18 protein-coding genes are annotated in these 19,486 nt (G+C 62.7%); 3 read left to right on the top strand and 15 right to left on the bottom strand.

The window, feature by feature from the left end; translation table 11 throughout:
- Position 1: 1 nt before the first annotated feature.
- Both nifN and KI612_RS05290 read right to left on the bottom strand, forming a co-directional pair.
- Entirely contained in the window at positions 2 to 1,411 is a 1,410-nt protein-coding gene (gene nifN, locus KI612_RS05295; RefSeq protein ID WP_226442783.1) for a nitrogenase iron-molybdenum cofactor biosynthesis protein NifN, read from the bottom strand.
- A 97-nt stretch (positions 1,412 to 1,508) separates the two neighbouring features.
- Positions 1,509 to 1,709: a hypothetical protein gene (locus KI612_RS05290; RefSeq protein ID WP_226444328.1), complete on the bottom strand. Its 201-nt coding sequence runs from the start codon at positions 1,707 to 1,709 to the stop codon at positions 1,509 to 1,511.
- A 120-nt stretch (positions 1,710 to 1,829) separates the two neighbouring features.
- Between KI612_RS05290 and KI612_RS05285 the strand changes: the two genes are divergently transcribed.
- A complete protein-coding gene (locus KI612_RS05285) occupies positions 1,830 to 3,476 on the top strand; it encodes a sensor domain-containing diguanylate cyclase (RefSeq protein WP_404818078.1) in 1,647 nt (548 codons plus the stop codon).
- Between the two features lie 178 nt (positions 3,477 to 3,654).
- Here the strand turns inward: KI612_RS05285 and nifE are convergent, their stop codons facing one another.
- The 13 genes from nifE to rsxA all read right to left on the bottom strand — a co-directional run bounded on the left by nifE (position 3,655) and on the right by rsxA (position 15,974).
- On the bottom strand, positions 3,655 to 5,055 hold the full coding sequence (gene nifE / locus KI612_RS05280; protein WP_226442781.1) for a nitrogenase iron-molybdenum cofactor biosynthesis protein NifE: 1,401 nt from the start codon (positions 5,053 to 5,055) through the stop codon (positions 3,655 to 3,657).
- 132 nt (positions 5,056 to 5,187) lie between these two features.
- Positions 5,188 to 6,279, bottom strand: a complete 1,092-nt coding sequence (locus KI612_RS05275) for a ComEA family DNA-binding protein (RefSeq protein WP_226442780.1) — start codon at positions 6,277 to 6,279, stop codon at positions 5,188 to 5,190.
- A gap of 182 nt (positions 6,280 to 6,461) precedes the next feature.
- Positions 6,462 to 7,784 carry a citrate transporter gene (locus tag KI612_RS05270; RefSeq protein WP_226442779.1) on the bottom strand — a complete coding sequence of 441 codons (1,323 nt, stop codon included), beginning with the start codon at positions 7,782 to 7,784 and terminating at the stop codon, positions 6,462 to 6,464.
- A gap of 70 nt (positions 7,785 to 7,854) precedes the next feature.
- A complete protein-coding gene (locus tag KI612_RS05265; RefSeq protein ID WP_226442778.1) occupies positions 7,855 to 9,225 on the bottom strand; it encodes an NAD(P)(+) transhydrogenase (Re/Si-specific) subunit beta in 1,371 nt (456 codons plus the stop codon).
- A 2-nt stretch (positions 9,226 to 9,227) separates the two neighbouring features.
- Entirely contained in the window at positions 9,228 to 9,509 is a 282-nt protein-coding gene (locus tag KI612_RS05260) for an NAD(P) transhydrogenase subunit alpha (protein WP_210426598.1), read from the bottom strand.
- Positions 9,509 to 10,636: an NAD(P) transhydrogenase subunit alpha gene (locus tag KI612_RS05255; protein WP_226442777.1), complete on the bottom strand. Its 1,128-nt coding sequence runs from the start codon at positions 10,634 to 10,636 to the stop codon at positions 9,509 to 9,511. Before KI612_RS05255 ends, KI612_RS05260 begins: the two co-directional genes overlap by 1 nt.
- A gap of 5 nt (positions 10,637 to 10,641) precedes the next feature.
- Positions 10,642 to 10,914 (bottom strand): RnfH family protein, encoded by a 273-nt coding sequence (locus tag KI612_RS05250; protein WP_226442776.1) that lies wholly within the window; start codon positions 10,912 to 10,914, stop codon positions 10,642 to 10,644.
- A 12-nt stretch (positions 10,915 to 10,926) separates the two neighbouring features.
- Positions 10,927 to 11,634, bottom strand: coding sequence for an electron transport complex subunit E (locus KI612_RS05245; RefSeq protein ID WP_226442775.1), 708 nt, complete (start codon positions 11,632 to 11,634; stop codon positions 10,927 to 10,929).
- Positions 11,631 to 12,245 carry an RnfABCDGE type electron transport complex subunit G gene (locus KI612_RS05240; RefSeq protein ID WP_226442774.1) on the bottom strand — a complete coding sequence of 205 codons (615 nt, stop codon included), beginning with the start codon at positions 12,243 to 12,245 and terminating at the stop codon, positions 11,631 to 11,633. Before KI612_RS05240 ends, KI612_RS05245 begins: the two co-directional genes overlap by 4 nt.
- A 1-nt stretch (position 12,246) precedes the next feature.
- Positions 12,247 to 13,344 (bottom strand): RnfABCDGE type electron transport complex subunit D, encoded by a 1,098-nt coding sequence (locus tag KI612_RS05235; RefSeq protein WP_226442773.1) that lies wholly within the window; start codon positions 13,342 to 13,344, stop codon positions 12,247 to 12,249.
- Entirely contained in the window at positions 13,341 to 14,849 is a 1,509-nt protein-coding gene (rsxC, locus tag KI612_RS05230) for an electron transport complex subunit RsxC (protein ID WP_226442772.1), read from the bottom strand. The genes KI612_RS05235 and rsxC overlap by 4 nt, the downstream gene beginning before the upstream one ends.
- Before the next feature lie 7 nt (positions 14,850 to 14,856).
- Positions 14,857 to 15,384 (bottom strand): RnfABCDGE type electron transport complex subunit B, encoded by a 528-nt coding sequence (locus tag KI612_RS05225; RefSeq protein WP_226442771.1) that lies wholly within the window; start codon positions 15,382 to 15,384, stop codon positions 14,857 to 14,859.
- 11 nt (positions 15,385 to 15,395) lie between these two features.
- A complete protein-coding gene (rsxA, locus tag KI612_RS05220) occupies positions 15,396 to 15,974 on the bottom strand; it encodes an electron transport complex subunit RsxA (RefSeq protein ID WP_226442770.1) in 579 nt (192 codons plus the stop codon).
- A 290-nt stretch (positions 15,975 to 16,264) separates the two neighbouring features.
- Here rsxA and nifL point away from each other — a divergent pair, with 290 nt between their 5' ends.
- Both nifL and nifA read left to right on the top strand, forming a co-directional pair.
- Positions 16,265 to 17,791 (top strand): nitrogen fixation negative regulator NifL, encoded by a 1,527-nt coding sequence (gene nifL / locus KI612_RS05215; RefSeq protein ID WP_226442769.1) that lies wholly within the window; start codon positions 16,265 to 16,267, stop codon positions 17,789 to 17,791.
- Between the two features lie 21 nt (positions 17,792 to 17,812).
- Positions 17,813 to 19,453, top strand: coding sequence for a nif-specific transcriptional activator NifA (nifA, locus tag KI612_RS05210; protein ID WP_226442768.1), 1,641 nt, complete (start codon positions 17,813 to 17,815; stop codon positions 19,451 to 19,453).
- Positions 19,454 to 19,486 lie beyond the last annotated feature (33 nt).

The following is a 19,486-nucleotide window of genomic DNA, read 5'->3' as shown; positions in this document are numbered from 1 at the left end:
CTTAGTGGACCAGACCAGCTGCAGACGACGAGATGACATGTTGTTTGCCGGGGCCGCAGTTGTCGCGGTCGTCGGCCCAGTAGCTTGATCGATAGGGTTCGGGTTCATGGTGTTGCCCCAGCATCAGGTTGGCGAGATCGAAAAGGGCTTGCCGCGTACCGCGGTAACCCACCCAGGTGCGGGCATAACCGCCCACGTGGTCGTACTGCGGAAAGCCGGCGCGCAGCAGCGGCAGGCCAAGACGATGCGCGGTATCGACGGCATGCGAGTTGGCGATGACCAACTGCGCACCGGCTGCCCGCGCCTGCTTTTCCATGTCTTCGAGATCGCCGACGATAACTTTCCCGATCGGCAGCGACGCCAGGCTTTCGTGCTTGGCCGGACTCACCGCGCTGACGATTTCGGCGCCCATGCTGGTCAGGAAGCGCACCTGCATGCCGAGCAGGTCGGGATCGGCAGCCAGCGCGATGCGGGCAAAACCAACCATGAAATGACTATCGACCATGGCGTCCTGCAACTGGGCGCGGTGGCGTTCGATCTTTTCCGGCACCGGTTTGCCGGAAATGTCGGCCAGGGCCTGCGTGAAGGCATCGCAATCATCGAGGCCCATCAGGCCATCAAAACGGAAGTCGGGCACGCCCGTACGTTCCTTCAGGATATTGGCCGCCTTGCCGAGCGAGGGGCCGATCACCAGCGTAGCGGTCGACTCGCCCATGGACTCGATTTCCGTGCGCGGCGTACCGCCTATGGTCAGCGACGAGGTTTCCGCCTCAACCAGGTGGCCGTCCAGCGAGTCGCCGATATCCGGCACGACGACCGGGCGCAGGCCGAAAGCTTCGATCCAGTCCTTGATCGCCTCAATGTCGCCCGGCGTCAGCATTGCCGAAGCCAGCACATTGACCTGCTTCGGCCGCTTGCCGACGCAACCGCTCGGCGGCACCAGCGTCTGGATCAGCGACTCGATGGCCAGTGCGTAACCGCTTTCCAGGCAACCGACGTAGTCCGGCGTATTGACCGGCACCACGGCGACATGCGCGAACTCGGGATGCGCGGCGCGGAATTCCTTGACCGAGCGCAGGATGTCGGTGCCCTGCGTTTCCGACAAACCGGTGGTAACCAGGCCGATGATGTCCGGCTTGCTCTTGTCGGACAGCGTCGCCAGAGCTTCGATGATGTTCTCGTCGGCGCCCATGATGGTCGACACCTGATCCATCGCCGTCGTCTGCAGTGGAATCGGCTCGCGGAAATGGCGTACGAAAAACACCTTGCCGAAAGCGGTACACCCCTGCGAGCCATGCATCAGCGGCAGGCTGCGGTTAAGCCCGAGAAAGGCGAGCGAAGCGCCGATCGGCTGGCTGACCTTGAGAGGATTGACCGCCAGCGCCTTCTTGGATTGGATGATTTCGGCCATTTGGACATCGTCCTGATGAGATTGCCTTCATCCGAGCAAGGAACGCGCCAAGGAGCGATTTCATTTAAAAACAACAAGTTGAAATCAAAACGCCGTGTCACAAAGCCGACAATGCAACTTCACCACCGCACCATTGACCCGAGCCGCTACAATCCCGAACCCATATGACAAAAACACATATCACCAGCACATGACCGCCGCCCGGTTTCAGTGCGACCGGCGAATATTGCGCCACCACCACCTGCTGTCCTGGCTGTGCCTCGTTTTCTGCTTGCTGACAGGCAACAGCAAACTGCATGCCGAACATCCGGCACTGGATGTCAGCAGACTCGAGCACAGCACCAGTGGCTGGACATGGCTGGCCCCGCACGCACGTTTTGCCGCAGCGTCCACGCCCCCCGAAAATCCGCAACAGGTGATGTCGAGCCCGACACTGCACTGGAAACAGGTCAATGAACCGGTACTCAATGTCGGCTTCGGTCCTCCCCGCTACTGGATCCACCTGGCTCTGCACAATCCGGAAACAACACCGCTCACGCGCATCATCGAAGTCGCCGAACCCTTGTACGACGATCTTCATTTCCGGGTACTGAACGGCAACAGCGTGCTCAGCGAAGCCAGCATGGGCGACCGTATTGCCTTTGCCAGCCGGCCAATCAGCTATCGGCACCCGAGCATGCGTCTGGAGATTCCGGCGCAGACCCGCGTCGATGTGCTCATCCTTGCACACGCCCATGATGGCGAGCACGACCCGCTGCCAATGCGACTATGGCGCAGCGAGGACTTTCTGGCCGGCATGCAACTCGATCTGCTGGCCTACGGCGCCTATTTCGGCGCTGTAGTCATTCTGCTGCTGTACAACCTCCTGGTCTTCGCCAGCACTCGCGAACGCAGCTTCCTCTGGTATGCGGTTTACCTGGCGAGCTTCCTGGCCTGGAACTTCTCGTATCGTGGCTTTGCCTTCCAGTACCTGTGGCCACAAGCAGCGGCCTGGAACGCCAGCGCGATGGCAGTTCTCGTTCCACTGGCACTGACCGGCCTCGCCGCCTTCAGCTGGAGCCTGCTTGACCTGCGTCGCCAAACCCCGTGGCTGTTCCGGGTTGCCCTGATCCTGACGCTGTGCGCGCTATTGCATATCCCCGTCACCCTGCTCAGCCCCGATACCGGCCTGTTCGCCACGCTCAATCCGCTTGGCCTGATCCTGATGGCAACCCTGCTGCTCGCCGGAGCCCGCCTCGCCTGGTGCGGCAACACGACAGCCCGCATCTACGTGGCGGCGATCGGGTGCATGTACGCCGGCACCCTGCCCTACTACCTCACCGCCTTCGATCTCCTGCCAGCCAACATGTTGACCATCCACGCGATCAATATCGGCTCGGCGCTGGAGTTCCTGCTGCTTGCACTGGCTTTGGCCCACCGTATCAACAGCCTGAAAAGCGAGAAACTGGAGGCCGAACAATTGGCCCATGCCACCCTGAAGCATGCTGCCGAGGCACTCGAGGAAAAGGTATGCGAGCGCACCAGTGAACTTGAGCAGGCCAATCGCAGCCTGCACGAACTGGCCGTCCGCGACGCACTGACCGGGCTCTACAACCGCCGCCATTTCAACGAGGTGGTTCAGCAGGAACTGGCCCGCTCTCGCCGGCAAGGCAAACCGGCCGCCTTGCTGCTGCTCGACCTCGATCACTTCAAACAGCTCAACGACCTGTCAGGGCACCAGGCCGGGGACGAGGCATTAGCCCACATCGGCCGCTTGCTGAGTACATTTGCCCGACGCAGCGCCGACCAGGCGTTTCGCGTCGGCGGCGAAGAGTTCGCCGTGCTGTCGCCCGATGCCGATGCAGATCACGTGGAATACTGGGCCGAACAATTGCGCCAGCGCATCGACGCCACCGACTGGCCGCACCCGGGAATGCCGCAAGGCCATCTGACAGCCTCGATCGGCGTCGCACTGTCCGAAGCAGGCGACACGCTGGAAAGTTTCTACAGCCGTACCGACCGTGCGCTTTATCTCGCCAAACAGGCAGGACGCAATCGTGTTGTCCAGGCTTTGCCCACTACGTAAGCGGCAAGACGCAAGCCATCAACTCATTCCAAAAATCGCCTCTTTTCTCCGGTCGACCGCTGCCGGGCAGAAAAGCTGGCGCCCTGAGCGCAGGCCCACCCCGCCAGGGGACGAGGCCATCACCGACCAATTCGTCACCGACGTAAGCAGCGCGCCCGGCGAATGACGTCAGGCGTCGTCAGGCGGTGAGCACAGCGCCCGAGACAGCCCCCTTGGCCCATGGCGCCGGCTTCCTGACGGCCGCCCAGACCGGGCTTTCCATCGACAGCGCGAGCTGGCGGGCGAGTTCGACCATGCCGCTGTAGCCGGCATAACCGAATTCGCGCTCCTGGTTGATGTCGAGGAAGGGAATGCGTGCCTTCAAGGCGGTGTAGAGATTGCGCCCACCGGCGATCAGGATGTCGGCCTTGTACTCGTGATAGGTCGAGAGCAGCGCCTTGGGGCTGCCGTCATCGATCATCTTGGTGTCTTCGCCCATCAGTTCGCGGATGCGTGCCTTGTCTTCTTCGGTCGATTTCTTGGTGCCGGTGGCGACTACCTTCATGCCCAGATCCTGCAGCGCGGAAACGATGGACCACGACTTGACGCCGCCGGTATAGAGCAGGACGCGCTTGTCTTTCAGGCGCACGCGCCAGGCATCGAGTTCGGCATTGGACTTGGCTTCCTCACGGGCGATGACGGCTTCGGTACGCGCCACGAGGTCGGGGTCGCCGATCAACTTCGCAAAATCGCGCAACGCGTTGGAAACGTCGGCGACGCCGTAGAAACTGCCTTCGAAGAAGGGAATGCCGAAGTCGTCCTGCATCTTGCGGGCGACGTTGAGCAGCGCCTTGGCACAGACCACCATATTCACCCTGGCGCGGTGCATGGTCTGCACTTCATGGAAGCGCGCATCGCCGGACAAGGTGCACAGGATGCGCAGGCCCAGCTCGTCGAAGAGCGGCGCGACATTCCAGAATTCGCCGGCGATGTTGTATTCGCCGATCAGATTGACGTCGTAGGTTGGCAGACCGTCGGCACGCGGCGCGGCCGGCGCCGGTTCGGCGGTGCCGATGACATGCTTGAACATCGCCTCGCCGGCGAGGCGATTGCCGAGATTCTTGGTGCCATAGAAACCGGCCGCATCGACCGGGATCACCGGCGTGCCCCAGCGCGCCGAGGCATCGCGGCAGACGGCTTCGATATCGTCACCGATCAGCGCCGTGACGCAGGTGTTGTAGATGAAGACTGCTTTCGGCGAATAACTGTCGATGGCCTGCTTGATCGCATGGAACAGGCGCTTTTCGCTACGCCCCATGACCACGTCGGTTTCCGACAGGTCGGTGGTCATGCCGATCTTGTACAGCGTGACGCCGCTCGACCGGGTGCCGCGGTTGTCCCAGGAGGAACCGGCACAGGCGATCGGGCCGTGCACGATGTGCGCGACATCGGCGATCGGCAGCAGCGCGATCTGCGCGCCGTCGAAAGAGCAGCCACCAGCCGTCGCTCCCGGCTTGGGCTTGGCGCAGCCGGATTTTTCCTTGGTATTGTGGGTACAGGCGGGCTCGTCGAGCAGGGCTTGGATTTCGCTGGCTTTCATGCTGTTCTCCAGAGGTTCTGGATAACAGTTAGCAAGACGGGTGCCACCTGCAATTCATTGTTTTATAACAAAAAAACAAGGCCGAAACTTGTCGCCAATGCGACAAGCCCCGGCCCGTACGACAAAAACCCCTTACAGAACCAGTTGCTCGCGCAGCTTGGCCAGCATCTTCGGACCCATGCCTTTGGCCTTGCAGACGTCTTCCAGACTGGCGAACGGACGCGCTGCGACGATCGCGCGTGCGACGCTGGGCGGCAGGCCCTTGACCGCGGCCAATTCTGCCTCGCTGGCGGTGTTGACCGATACGGCCCTGGCTTCGCTCTTGGCCGCAGCCTTCTTGGCAGCCTTGGCTGCCTTGCCCGGTTTGGCTACCTTGCCTGACTTGGCCGGCTTGTCCGCCTCGGCCGCCGTTTCCTTGGCGAGCTCGGCAACCGCCACCTTCTTGCCTGCCGATTTGGCCTTGGCCACCGGATCTGCTGCAACAGGCGCCGCGACCGGCGCCGGTGCGAGCAGCGGTGCAACTGCAGCGATATTGCGGTAATCGCGGGTCACGTAACCAGCCGGCGTCCATTCGCGCAGCATCACGGTCAGCGCCGCGCCAGCGGCCGGCAACGCAGCCGGCACGCTGTAGTGGCAGGCCGACCACTGCTCGCCACCGGCCAGGGTACCAAGAATGACCGTCGCCACCGGCGTACCCACCCAGCTGCCGCCGGCGTAGGGAGCATCGAGTGCCCAGACTTCGAGCGACAAGGTACCGCTCAGATTGTCGGCAGCGCGCGGGTTGCCGATCGCATCGATGTTCAGTTCGGCCATACAGTCAGCCAGCGCGCAGGAAACATTGCCTTCGAGCAGCGGCTGGAAAAAGCGTTCGCGCACCGGGTAGACCGCCAGATCACGCAGCTCGGCCTGACCGTCGGCAGCAAAGGAAACGAGGGCCAATGCCAACGCCTGATCAGCCGTCCCGGCTGGCAGCATGGCTGCGCACTCGGCATTCACCAGCACACCGCCGGCAACCGGCCAGACCGCCTGCTCGGCCAGCTTGACCCCGCACAAACCATCGAAGAAACCGGCTTCACTGGCCCACAACTGCAGCGCCCAATTGGCACCCGCCATCAGATCGGCATCGGAAAAACTCACTTCGGCATTGAGATGCACGAAATCGCCAGCGAAACGGTAACCATGGTTGTCACCGATACGGGTCATGCAGCTGGATACATTAGTCATGAAAACGGCCTATTCAGCGTATAAAAAGGCGCGCATTATAGAATTGATTTTTCTTTTTTTATCATATAGTTAGTTAATATTTTTACGCACAATCATGGTGCAAGAACAGAACGCTTTTGTCACAAACCCGACATGAAAAAGGGGCTCCGCAGAGCCCCTTTTTCATTCGAACAACAACCGGATCAGTGAGCGACCGGTGCCTCGACAGCAGCCGGCGCCGGAACGGCAAGCGCCTTGTGATGCGCATCCGGATGCCAGCCCAAAGTCGCCAGCAGGACTGCGAAGCCGACGACATAGGCAAGCACGACGTGCCAGCCGTGGCGCAACCACTGGGCGGCCGACTTGGCTTGCGGGAACATGCTCGACAAGGCGACCCCCGCCGACGAGCCGAACCACAGCATCGAACCGCCGAAGCCGACGGCGTAGGCCAGGAAGCCCCAGTCATAGCCGCCCTGACGCAAGGCCAGCGCGGTCAGCGGAATATTGTCGAACACGGCAGAGATGAAGCCGAGCGCCAGGGCGGACTGCCAAGATGCCTGCGGCAATTGCTCGACCGGCATCATCGAGGCGCAGGTGACCAGCGAAAGCAGGAAGATCGAACCCTTGACGGTATCCGGCAGCAACTCCCAGTCGTGGCGACGTACCGGAATGGTCAGGATGATGGCCGTCCAGACGGCAACCCCGATGAAGGGGAAGTGATCGGCCAGCTCGGGGTAATTGACGTTGATCGTGACATTGGTCGCAACGGCAAAGACCAGCATCAGGCCGACGATGAAAATACGCCCCCAATCGACATGCGTATGCTCGTGCGCGCCCTTGATGATCGGCGAGTAGGCGTGCTGCTGCTTGGCGCCGAAATAAGCAATGATGAGCAGCGCGACGCCGGCCGCGACATAAGCGTCAAGAACCACCAGCGGGCTGATGCCGTCGATCCACATCATGGTCGTCGTCGTATCGCCGACCACCGAACCCGAGCCGCCGGCATTGGAAGCCGCAACGATGGCGGCCAGATAGCCGACATGCACCTTGCCCTTGAACAACTGGTGCGCCATGGCGCCGCCGATCAGGGCGGCGGCGATGTTGTCGAGGAAGCTGGAAATCACGAAGACCATGACCAGCAGCACGAAGCCGCCCTTCCAGTCGTTCGGCAGGAACTTCGGCAGGATGACCGGCACGTGGCTCTTCTCGAAATGCCGCGCGAGCAGCGCAAAGCCGGTGAGCAGGCAGAACAGGTTGGCCAGCGTCACCCACTCATGCCCGAGATGGCCGAAGAAACCGGCGATGCCGAGGCCGGTCTTGAAGCCGGTGAAGATGATCTTGTACAGGCTGATCGTCGCCAGGCCGGTCAGGGCAACGTACAGCGTGGCATGGTGGAAAAGCGCCACGCCGAGCAGGGTCAGCGCGAAAAGAATGAAGTCGACCGGGATGCCGCCCACCATCGGCAGCGTGTCGGCCGCCTGGGCGAGTGACGGAAAAAGGACGAGCAGGGGCAGCAAGCGATACATGGCTGAAAATTCCACAAGAATGAAAATCTGTAAAAAGCCCGGCAGAGCCGGGCTTTTCGGGAGGCAGGGTTTAGCCCATCGCCTTCAGTTGCTGGATGATTTCCCCGGCCATCGGCTGGGCATCACCGTAGAGCATGCGGCAATTGTCGGTGTAGAACAGGGCGTTTTCAACTCCGGAATAACCCGTACCCTTGCCGCGCTTGATGACGATCACGTTCTGCGCCTTGTCGGCATCGAGAATCGGCATGCCGTAGATCGGGCTGGTCTTGTCGGTACGCGCGCTCGGGTTGACCACGTCGTTGGCACCGATGATCAGCGCCACGTCGGCCTGGCCAAACTCGCCGTTGATTTCCTCGAGGTCGAAGATCTTGTCGTACGGGACACCGGCTTCCGCCAGCAGCACATTCATGTGCCCCGGCATGCGCCCGGCCACCGGGTGGATGGCGAACTTCACCTCGACCCCGGCTTCTTCAAGAATCGCCGTCATTTCCCAGACCTTGTGCTGCGCATGCGCCACCGCCATGCCGTAGCCGGGCACGATGATGACCTTGCTGGCATAGCGCATCATCGCTGCCGCATCGATCGCACCAACTTCCTTCATCGTGCCGGTGATCGCCTCGCCCGGACCGCTCGCCACCATCGGCGTGAAGAGGATGTTGGTCAGCGGCCGGTTCATCGCCTTGGCCATCAACTGGGTGAGCAGCGTACCGGCCGCACCGACCACGATACCGGCGATGATCAGTGCCGGGTTGCCCAGCACGTAGCCTTCGAAACCGACCGCCAGGCCGGTGAAGGCATTGAACAGCGAGATAACGACCGGCATGTCGGCGCCGCCGATCGGCAGCGTGACGATCAGGCCGAGCACCAGGGCAACCGCGAAGAAGCCGAAAATCAGCTCCGGCTGGGCCGGGGCCATGACGACCATGGCGCCACCCAGACCGATGGCAACCAGGGCCAGCACGACATTGACCGCATTCTGGGCCGGCAGACGATGCGCCTTCTTGAGGACGCCCTGCAGCTTGGCCCAGGCGACGCAGGAGCCGGTGAAGGAGACGGCACCGATCAAGGCACCGACCACCGCCAGGATGGTGGTGACCACGCTGTGCGCATCGCCCTTGGCGAACTCGATGGCGGCAATCGCCGCCGCCGCGCCGCCGCCCATGCCGTTGTAGATGGCGACCATCTGCGGCATGTCGGTCATCTTGACCTTCTTGCCGGAGATCCAGGCCACCGCCCCGCCAAGTACCAGCGCCAGGGCCATCAGCGCCAGGTTCTGCAGGCCGGGAATCAGGAAGGTCGCAGCAATCGCCAGCAGCATGCCGTAGCCGGCGATGACGATGCCCTTGCGGGCGGAAGCCGGTGAGCCCATGCCCTTGAGACCGAAGATGAAAAGCAGTGCGCCGGCGTACCAGGCACCTTGAACGTAGATAGGCAGCGTCATGATCAAGCCTCCTTCTTCTTGAACATGGCGAGCATGCGCTCGGTGACCACGTAGCCGCCGGCCGCGTTGGCCGCGCCGAGGGCAACAGCGAAGAAGCCGATGGCCTGCTGCACCGGGGTGTCAGCCGTGCCCAGCATGAGCATGGCGCCGACCACGACCACGCCGTGCACGAAGTTGGAACCGGACATCAACGGCGTGTGCAGGATGACCGGCACCTTGGCGATGATCTCGTAGCCGGTGAAGGCGGCGAGCGTGAAGATATATAAAGCGAGCAAACCGTCCATCATGCGTCTCCCAAAACCTGCTTCACGGTGGCGTGCACCGTTGCGCCATCCTTGCAGAGCAAGGTGCCGGCCACCACTTCATCGCTCCAGTCGAACTCGAGCTTGCCGTCCTTGATCCACGGCGACAGGAAGTTGTAGAGGTTCTTGGCATACAGCTCGGAAGCATGTGTCGGCATGCGCGACGGCAGGTTGAGCGGGCCATGGATATTCACGTCATTGGCAATGACGTGCTCACCCGGCTGGGTCAGCGCGCAGTTGCCGCCCGATTCGGCGGCCATGTCGACGATGATGGCGCCGTATTTCATGCGTTTGATCATGTCGACCGTAATGATCACCGGCGCCTTCTTGCCGGGAATGGCTGCCGTAGTGATCACGACATCGGCCATTTCGACCGCCTTGGCGAGCTTTTCGGCCTGCTGCGCCTTTTCCTCGGCGGAAAGTTCACGCGCATAACCGCCGGCACCGTCAGCCGAAACGCCGGTATCGACGAACTTGGCGCCAAGCGATTCGATCTGCTCCTTGGCGGCAGCCCGGACGTCGTAGGCTTCAACCATGGCGCCGAGGCGCTTGCAGGTGGCGATCGCCTGCAGGCCGGCAACGCCGGCCCCGATCACCAGCACGCGGGCCGGACGGATGGTGCCGGCCGCCGTGGTCAGCATCGGGAAGAATTTGGTACAGCGGGCCGCGGCGATCAGGCCGCACTGGTAGCCGGCACAGGCGCCCTGGCTGGACAGTGCGTCCATGCTCTGGGCGCGCGAGATGCGCGGCAGCAGTTCAAGGGCAAAAGCCGTGATCTTGCGGGCATTGAGCGCCGCCAGCCGAGCCTTGTCCTCGAAGGGTTTGAGCAGACCGATCAGCACCGCACCTTCGGGGATTTCTGCAATTTCCTCGAGGGTAGGCGGGGTCACGCGCAAAATCAGGTCGGCGCCGCGATAAATTCCCTGCACGCCCTGGCTGAAAGTGGCCCCTTCATAGGTCGAATCCATGAAGTGGCTTTCCAGCCCCAGCGTATTCTCGAGGACGAATTTCGCCCCCAAGGCCTGGAATTTCCTGGCCGTTTCCGGCACAAGTGCGACGCGATGTTCTCCCGGTGCACTTTCGCGCACCACACCGATAGTTAAAGACATAGTGTTTATTCTTCTTCGTTCGTGTCCCGACGTGGGACGGTTTCCGGATCGGCGATGATCGGCCGGTAAATTTCGATACGATCGCCCGGTTTAAGGGCGGCATCCAACTTTACCAGACGACCGAACACGCCGACTTTCTGAGTTGCCAAATCAATGTGCGGAAACTGCTTGAGCACACCCGAACGTTCGATCCCTTCTGCAACGGTCGACTCGTCCGGAACCTCGATATTCAACCAGATTTGCTGCCCTGGTTCTGAATAAGCAATGCCGATCTGCATTTTCTTCTCCCTTTACGCAACAAGCGGTGCTGCACCACCACTTGCATTCCTTGCCCGCGCTTCTGCCCGCTGCTCCATGACCCGCTTGCCGGCAAGCAGGAAGCCGAGCACGGCGAAAGCGCCCGGCGGCAGGATCATCAGCAGGGCACCGCCGTAACCCGGCAGTTTCATTTCGAGAAACGCGAAAGACGGACCGAGCAGGTTCGAGGCCTGCGCAAACAAGGTGCCTGAACCGAGAAATTCGCGGATCAGGCCGATCAGGGTCAGGGCGCCGGTGAAACCCAGGCCCATCGCCAGGCCATCGACCGCCGAGGCGAACACGCCGTTCTTGACGGCATAGGCTTCGGCCCGGCCGAGAATGGCGCAATTGACCACGATCAGCGCGATGAACAGGCCGAGCACCTTGTAGAGATCGTGCATCCAGGCATTCATGACCATATCGACGACAGTCACCAGCGTGGCAATCAGGACCACGAAGACCGGAATCCGCACCTGCGAACTGACCGTGTGCCGAATCATCGAGACCAGGATATTGGCAACCACCAGCACCGCCGTGGTCGCCAGTCCCATGCCGAGACCGTTGGTGCCACTTGTCGTCACCGCCATGGTCGGGCACAGGGCCAGCATCTGCGAGAACACGACGTTCTGTTCCCACAGGCCGTCCTTGATGATGCTGCCGTAGTTCTCCCCCAAGGGGACTTCTTTCAGGGCGTCACTCATGATTTGTCTCCGAGAATTTCCTTGCGATGCGCGGCGTAGAAATCCAGCCCGCCCTTGACCGCCTTGACCACGGCCCGCGGCGTGATGGTGGCGCCGGCAAACTGGTCGAAGACACCACCGTCCTTCTTGACGGCCCATTTCTCGGGCGCCGGATTGCCCAGCGACTTGCCGTCGAAATCCTTGATCCACGGTGCCTTGGAGAGCTCGATCTTGTCGCCCAGGCCCGGCGTTTCGGCATGCTTGAGAACGCGCGCACCGAGCATCTTGCCGTCGGCATCGACCGCCATCAGGATGACGATATCGGCGGCATAACCACGCTCGGCCACCTTGAAAATCGCCCCCTTGACCACCCCACCCTGGCGGGCGCGGTAAATGGTGACGGTTTTGCCCTTGTTTTCGAGGTCGACCGTATCGTGCAGGAAATCGTTGTCGGCAAAGCCTTGCGGCAGCACTTCGGCCAGCGAGTCGCGCAGATCCTTGGCTTCAGCCGCGGCGATGGCGCCGGCGGTGGATTCCGAGACCCAGGCCAGGGCGCCGCTCGCCAGCAGCGCAAAAACGCCGAGCAGGACGGGCTGGTAACCCAGTTTTTCACGTATCGATGCAAAACCCATCTCAGGCCCCCTTCTTTTCCGGAATGCTCAACGGCTTGCCCTTGCGGTCACGGCCAAGGATGCGCGGCTTGACGAAGCGATCGATGACCGGCGTCATGGCGTTCATCAGCAGGACCGCGAAAGCCATCCCCTCCGGATAAGCGCCCCAGGTGCGGATGACCCAGGTCAGCAAACCGACACCCAGACCGAAGATGAGTTGTCCGACGCCGGTATTCGGCGAGGTCACATAGTCAGTCGCGATGAAGAAAGCGCCGAGCATCGCTGCACCGGAGAGCAGATGCGCCGAAACGCTCAGGTAATGCCCCGGATCGATGGCATGGCCGATTGCGGCAGGAATCGCCAGACCCGCCAGTACCGCCAGCGGCGTATGCCAGGTAATGATGCCGCGCGCCAGCAGGTAGAGGCCGCCGCCAAGGATCAGCAAGGAAGCCGACTCACCGAAGCTGCCGGCCCGCGTACCGAGCCACGACAGGGCCGGCGCCTGGGCACCGGCGAGCGAATGCAGCAGGTCGATGCCGCGCGACATTTCGGTCTTGGAAAAGCCGAGCAGCGAAGCACTGGCCATCGCATCCGGCAACGGCAGGCTGGTCAGGAAGATGCGCAGACCGTCGATGAAGTCGGGCGCGGCCAGCGAAGTCAGCGGCAGGGGGAAAACCCACTGGGTCAGCGGCACGGGGAAGGAGATCAGCAAGGCGACGCGGGCCACCATGGCCGGATTGAAGACATTCTGGCCCAGACCACCGAACACCTGCTTGCCGATCACGATCGCGATGAAACCGCCCAAAACCGCGACCCACCAAGGCGCCCAGGGCGGCAGGGTCATCGCCAGCAGCCAGCCGGTGAGCATGGCCGAGCCGTCGAACAGGGTGCCCTTGAAACGCTGCCGCCCCATCAGCTTGAGCGACAGGGCCTCGAAACCGAGGCAGGACAAGACGGTGAGCAGGAAGAGGAAGACCGACGGCCAGCCGAACAGCCAGAAGCCGAACAGCGTCGCCGGCAGCAGCGCCAGCTGGACGCGGAACATGGTCAGGGTGACCGAATTGCCGCCGTGCGCGTGCGGCGAGGCGATCGGTGGCGCAGTCAGGCTGCTGGTGCTCATGCGGACTCTCCTTGTTTGGCCGCTTCGGCTGCGGCTGCTGCGGCGGCAGCCGCAGCCCGTTCGGCCTTGCGTTTGGCGGCAGCCTCGACCTTCTCGCGCTGCTCGCGCTCGAGACGTTCCTGACGTTGCAGGGCCATTTTCTTGGTCGCCTCGGTACGCAGCTTGTTGCGCTCACGGGCGTAGAGATCGCCCTTGGCGTGGTAGAAATACTGGACCAGCGGGATGTGCGAGGGGCAGACGTAGGCGCAGCAGCCGCAGGCGATGCAGTCGGCCAGACCGAGATCGGCCGCGGCATCCATTTCGTCGTTGCGGATGCGCGCGCTCATTTCGAGCGGCAGCAGCCCCATCGGACAGGCCTTGACGCAACTGCCGCAGCGGATGCAATCCTCGACCTCGCCACCCGCGGCCTCGTTGGCATCGAGCAGCAGGATGCCGCTGGTGCCCTTGATCACCGGCACCCGCATGTGGGGCAGGATGGTCCCCATCATCGGCCCGCCCATCACCAGTTTGGCGACGTCGCCCGTCGTGCCGCCGGTAAAGGCGACCAGGTCGCTGATCAGCGTGCCGAGCGGCACTTCGTAATTGCCCGGGGTCGCGGCGGCACCACCATTCAGGGTCATCACCCGGCTGACCAGCGGCCGGCCGAGACAGACCGCCTGCTGCACGGCGTAGGCCGTACCGACGTTATGGACGATGACGCCGACGTCGGCAGCACGCGCATCGGACGGCACTTCGCGCCCGGTCAGCTCGACGATCAACTGGCGGTCGGAACCCATCGGGTAACGCGCCGGCACCGGGAAAATCGTGACATTGTCGAAACGGGCTGCGGCTTCGCGCATCGCGGCGATCGCTTCCGGCTTGTTGTCTTCGATACCGACCTTGGCCTCACCGGCGCCGGTCGAGATCAGCATCAGGCGGATACCGGTCACGATGTCGGCGGCGCGGTCGCGCATCAGGCGGTCATCGCAGGACAGGTAGGGCTCGCACTCGCTGCCGTTCATGATCAGCGTGTCGATTTTCGAACGGCGACCGAGATTGAGCTTGACCGAGGACGGGAAGGTGGCACCACCCAGACCGACCACACCGGCGGCGGCGACACGTTTGGCGATGTCCTCGGGCGAGAGCGAGAAGGGATCAGTGATGACTTCGGTTTCGACCCAGGCATCCTCGCCATCGCTGTCGATCGAGATCGCCATGCCGGGCAGGCCGGAAGCGTGCGGCGCGGTGATTTCGCCGATCGCGCTGATCGTGCCGGAAGTCGAGGCATGCAGCGGCGCCGAGATGTTGCCCTGGGCGGCGGCAATCAGCTGGCCCTTCCTGACCTTTTCGCCGACCAGCACGATCGGCCGGGACGGGGCGCCGACGTGCTGCGACAGCATCAGGTGCAGGCGCGGCGGAATCGGCAGCTTGCGGGTCGGCACGTCGGAGGCCGGCCGTTTGTGGTCGGCCGGATGGACACCCCAGTCCTTGCCGAGGAAATGCTTGAAGAGGTTCATGAATCCCATGTTGATCTCACGCAGCCAGAGGTTTGGGCATGACCCAGTGTTGCAGGGTCACCGGCACCGGCGTCATCACCAGGGCCTCGGTCGGGCATTTTTCGATGCAGGCACTGCAACCGGTACAAGCCTCGCGCAGCACGTTGTGAATCTGCTTGGCGGCACCGAGGATGGCGTCGGTCGGGCAGACCTTGCTGCAGCGGCAGCAGCCGATGCATAGCTCTTCGGCGACCAGCGCGATTTTCGGGCCGTCATCGACCATGCCGGACAGGTCAACTTCTATCCCCAGTTTCTCGGCGATTGCCGCCGCCAGCGCCTTGCCGCCCGGCGGGCAGCAGGTCGGCGCGGCCGAACCGTCGACGATGGCCTCGGCGGCACCGGAACATCCCGGGAAGCCGCATTGACCGCAGTTGGAGCCGGGCATCAGGGCGAGCAGTTCCTCGACCACCGGATTCCCCTCGACGCGCAGGAACTTGTTGGCGATGCCGAGCAGGATGCCAAAAGCGGCACCAAGCAGGGTCAGGCTGAGAATGGCAACAATCATTGTGATCTCCCTTAGACGTTCAGGCCGGAGAAGCCCATGAAGGCGAGCGCCAGCAGGCTGATGGTGACGAAGGCGATGGGCGCCCCGACGAAGGCGCCGGGCACACGGGCCAGGGCGACGCGTTCGCGCAGACCGGCGAAAATCAGCAGCACGATGGTGAAGCCGAGCGCCGAACCGAAACCGTAGAGCAGGCTCTTGAACAGGCTGAACTCCTGCTGCACGTTGAGCAGCGCAATACCGAGCACGGCGCAATTGGTGGTGATCAGCGGCAGGTAGATGCCGAGCGACTGGTAGAGACCGGGACTGGTTTTCTTGATGAACATCTCGGTGAATTGGACGACCGAGGCAATGACCAGAATGAAGGTCAGGATGCGCAGGTAACCCAGGCCGAGCGGCGTCAGCAGCCAGGCATCGAGCATCCAGGAAGCAGCGGTGGCGAGCATGATGACGAAGGTCGTCGCCAGGCCCATGCCGAGCGCGCTATCGACACTTTTCGAGACGCCCATGACCGGACAGAGGCCAAGGAACTTGATCAACACGACGTTATTGACCAGCGCGGTGGAAATTAACAGGAGAATAAATTCGCTCATGGCTTTCGGATTCCAGTTTTACCGCCTGCCTCTCTGCACAAGACGTGCCAAATCGCCAGCACCGCCCGCAAACCCGCGTCGATGCACGATTTTGCGGTCAACGCACCAAAACAGGGCAAAACCACAGAAGTGGCAATGTCGCAAAGACGACACGAATTTCGTCGCATTTGCTCCGCAAGCCTGACGGCAAGCCGCCTTCGCCACGACCTGCAGCGAGCGGCACGGAACCTGCTTATTACGGAGCAAACACCCATACGACCAGACCAAACGTACTAATCAGGAGCATGACCATGTCGGCTGTCCCCAGTGCCCAGGCACCCAACGCGCAAAAGACGGAACTGCCGCCCGAGGCCTATCGCCAGGCGGTCGACCAGGCGGATCTGGCGATTTCGATCACCGATCCCAAGGCCAACATCCTCTTCGCCAACGAAGCCTTTGCCCGCGTCACCGGCTACACCCCCGACGAAATCATCGGCCAGAACGAGTCCGTACTCTCCAATCACACCACCCCGCCCGAGCTGTACAAGTCGATGTGGGGCGAATTGGCCGCCCAGCGGCCGTGGACCGGCAAGCTGCTCAATGTCAGGAAAGGCGGCGAACGCTATCTCGCCGAACTGCACATCTCGCCGGTCGTGGACAGCAAGGGCAAGACCACGCACTTCCTCGGCATGCACCGCGACATCACCGAGATGCGCCGCCTGGAAAGCATGGTGCTCAACCAGAAGCAACTGATCGAATCGGTCGTCGATTCCGCTCCGATGGCTTTTGCCCTGCTCGACCAGAAAGGTCGTGTCATTCTCGACAACCAGGAATACAAGAAGCTGGTCAGCGACCTGCGCGTCAAGGAGCCGGCCCACACCCTGCTCGACAGCGTGATGCCGAACTGGCTGGGAAGCCTGGCCAGCGCCCCCGGCAAATGCGGCTTTGTCAGCCGCGAAGCGCGTATCGACCGTGCCGCCGGCCGCCCGCGCTGGCTGTCGGTCAGCTCATCGGTGATCGAGATGCACGGCGACGAAGCCGACAGCTATCTCCACACCGGCGGCAAGCCGGGCCTGCTGCTGGTCATTTCCGACATCACCTCCCTGCGCGAAGAGCAGGAAAAGGCGCGCGCCGCCGTGCTCCAGGCCGTGCTGGCCGACGAGGAGCGCACCGCGGCGATCCGCGAAGGCCTCTCGGCCGCCATCTTCCGTCTCGAAGAACCGATGAATGTCATGGCCTCGGCTGCTTCCGTGCTGCAACGCCGCGACCCGGCCAGCGCCGGCGTGCTGCAGCAGGCCCTGGCCGCCAGCCGCGAACACATGGAAATGCTGCGCCAGGTCATCCCGCAAAGCCCGCAGGAAATCGCCGTGCGCATCAACATCAACGAAATCCTGCGCGACGTCCTCGAAATCTGCACGCCGCGCCTGCTTGCCGCGGGCGTCATCGTCGACTGGCAACCGGCCGCGACCTTGCCGCCGATCATCGGCCGTCCACTGCAATTGCGCATGCTGTTCAAGGCCCTGGTCGATAACGCCATCGAAGCGATGAACATCAAGGGCTGGAAACGCCGCGAACTGAGCCTGACCAGCGCCGTCGAGCGCGACTGCGTGGTGATTGCCGTGCTCGACACCGGCCCGGGCATTCCGCACGAATGGCGGCACAAGGCCTTCGAACCCTTCTTCACCGCCAAAAACGGCAGCGGCCGCCATATCGGCACCGGCCTGTCGCGCGCCCAGCAGGTTGTCGCCGACCACGGCGGCATCATCGATCTGGCAGAAAGTCCGAGCGGCGGTTGCGCGGCAATCGTCGAATTCCGTCTCGACGGCGACCCGATCTAAGAAAAAGAAAAAGGGAACAGCATGCACGAACACATCATCCATTCTGCTGACGAGTGCCCGCCCGCGGGCGGCTACTGTCGAACGCACGAGCTGAACATCCTGCTGCTCGCCGCGCTCTACGCGGTCAGCCGGGTGCTCAGCCGCTCGCTCGCCTTCAAGGAAACACTGCGCGACGTCCTGCGCGTCCTGCACGACGAAGCCGGCCTGACGCGCGGCCTGATCAGCGTCGTCAACCCGGAAAGCGGCAAGCTCAGCATTCATACCCTGTACAACCCGGACGGCCCCGATCTGGCCGACGTCCAGTACGGCCCTGGCGAAGGCATCATCGGCCTGGTCCTGGAAAAGCAACGCACCATCAAGCTCGAACGCGTTGCCGACGAACCGCGCTTCCTGAATCGCCAGGGCGTCTACCAGCCCGACCTGCCCTTCATCGCCGTGCCGATCAAGGTCGGCGGCAACCTGCAGGGCGTCCTTGCCGTCCAACCCGAACAGCCGGAAGACGGCCTGCTCGAGGAGCGCGCCCAGTTCGTCGAGATGGTCGCCAACCTGATTGGTCAGAGCCTGCGCCTGTCGCTCGAAGTCGCCCAGGAAAAATCGACCCTGCTCGAGGAACGCGACCTGCTACGCCGCACCGTTCGTCACCAGTTCGGCTTTGACAGCATGGTCGGCCGCTCGGCGGTGATGCGCCGCGTCTTCGACCAGGCCCGCCTGGTTGCCAAGTGGAACACCACCGTACTGATCCGCGGTGAAACCGGCACCGGCAAGGAACTGATCGCCAACGCCATCCACTACAACTCGCCGCGCGCGCGCAATGCGCTGGTCAAGCTCAACTGCGCCGCACTACCGGAAAACCTGCTCGAATCCGAACTCTTCGGCCACGAGCGCGGCGCCTTCACCGGCGCCGTCGAATCGCGCAAGGGGCGTTTCGAACAGGCGCACGGCGGCACCCTTTTCCTCGATGAAATCGGCGAAGTCTCGGCGCCTTTCCAGGCCAAACTGCTGCGCATCCTGCAGGAAGGCGAGTTCGAGCGGGTCGGCGGCAGCAAGACGATCAAGGTCGACGTGCGCATCATCGCCGCCACGCATCGCGATTTAGAGACAGCTGTCGACATGGGCGATTTCCGCGAGGACTTGTTCTATCGCCTGAACGTCATGCCGCTCTTCCTGCCACCGCTGCGCGAGCGTATCGAGGATATTCCCGAGATTGCCCGCCACCTGCTGGCCAAAATCGGCAACGACCAGAAACGCAAGCTGAGCCTGACCGACATGGCGAATCGCCGACTCGCCAACTACGAGTGGCCGGGCAATGTGCGCGAACTGGAAAACTGCCTGGAGCGCGCTGCCGTGCTCTCCGAGGACGGCAAGATCGATGTCGACCTGATCCGCTTTCCGAGCAGCCGCGAACGCAGCTCGCCAAAACCGCAACGCGGCTTTTCTGCGCCAGCGGTCAACCCGGTTTCCAGTGCCGTTTTCAATCCGGCATCCAGCCCGCTTTCGGAAATCGACATTGACGACCCCAACCTGTCGGAGAAGGAACGCGTCATTGCCGCCCTCGAGCAGGCCGGCTGGGTTCAGGCCAAGGCAGCCCGCATTCTCGGCATGACCCCGCGTCAGATCGCCTACCGCATCCAGACCCTGAATATCGAGGTCAAGCAGTTCTGATCCGACGCAAAACAAGCCGCTTCGGGCCTTTCG

It is taken from the genome of Quatrionicoccus australiensis, from assembly GCF_020510525.1.
Classification (GTDB): domain Bacteria; phylum Pseudomonadota; class Gammaproteobacteria; order Burkholderiales; family Rhodocyclaceae; genus Azonexus; species Azonexus australiensis_B.
The sequence above is the reverse complement of the archived record's forward strand: the minus strand, read 5'-3'. Positions and strand labels throughout refer to the sequence as shown.

Coding starts and splice junctions, on each gene's coding strand:
- nifN (WP_226442783.1), bottom strand. CDS start 1,411: ATGGCCGAAATCATCCAATCCAAGAAGGCGCTGGCGGTCAATCCTCTC.
- KI612_RS05290 (WP_226444328.1), bottom strand. CDS start 1,709: ATGCAGTTTGCTGTTGCCTGTCAGCAAGCAGAAAACGAGGCACAGCCA.
- KI612_RS05285 (WP_404818078.1), top strand. CDS start 1,830: ATGTCGAGCCCGACACTGCACTGGAAACAGGTCAATGAACCGGTACTC.
- nifE (WP_226442781.1), bottom strand. CDS start 5,055: ATGAAAGCCAGCGAAATCCAAGCCCTGCTCGACGAGCCCGCCTGTACC.
- KI612_RS05275 (WP_226442780.1), bottom strand. CDS start 6,279: ATGACTAATGTATCCAGCTGCATGACCCGTATCGGTGACAACCATGGT.
- KI612_RS05270 (WP_226442779.1), bottom strand. CDS start 7,784: ATGTATCGCTTGCTGCCCCTGCTCGTCCTTTTTCCGTCACTCGCCCAG.
- KI612_RS05265 (WP_226442778.1), bottom strand. CDS start 9,225: ATGACGCTGCCTATCTACGTTCAAGGTGCCTGGTACGCCGGCGCACTG.
- KI612_RS05260 (WP_210426598.1), bottom strand. CDS start 9,509: ATGGACGGTTTGCTCGCTTTATATATCTTCACGCTCGCCGCCTTCACC.
- KI612_RS05255 (WP_226442777.1), bottom strand. CDS start 10,636: ATGTCTTTAACTATCGGTGTGGTGCGCGAAAGTGCACCGGGAGAACAT.
- KI612_RS05250 (WP_226442776.1), bottom strand. CDS start 10,914: ATGCAGATCGGCATTGCTTATTCAGAACCAGGGCAGCAAATCTGGTTG.
- KI612_RS05245 (WP_226442775.1), bottom strand. CDS start 11,634: ATGAGTGACGCCCTGAAAGAAGTCCCCTTGGGGGAGAACTACGGCAGC.
- KI612_RS05240 (WP_226442774.1), bottom strand. CDS start 12,245: ATGGGTTTTGCATCGATACGTGAAAAACTGGGTTACCAGCCCGTCCTG.
- KI612_RS05235 (WP_226442773.1), bottom strand. CDS start 13,344: ATGAGCACCAGCAGCCTGACTGCGCCACCGATCGCCTCGCCGCACGCG.
- rsxC (WP_226442772.1), bottom strand. CDS start 14,849: ATGGGATTCATGAACCTCTTCAAGCATTTCCTCGGCAAGGACTGGGGT.
- KI612_RS05225 (WP_226442771.1), bottom strand. CDS start 15,384: ATGATTGTTGCCATTCTCAGCCTGACCCTGCTTGGTGCCGCTTTTGGC.
- rsxA (WP_226442770.1), bottom strand. CDS start 15,974: ATGAGCGAATTTATTCTCCTGTTAATTTCCACCGCGCTGGTCAATAAC.
- nifL (WP_226442769.1), top strand. CDS start 16,265: ATGTCGGCTGTCCCCAGTGCCCAGGCACCCAACGCGCAAAAGACGGAA.
- nifA (WP_226442768.1), top strand. CDS start 17,813: ATGCACGAACACATCATCCATTCTGCTGACGAGTGCCCGCCCGCGGGC.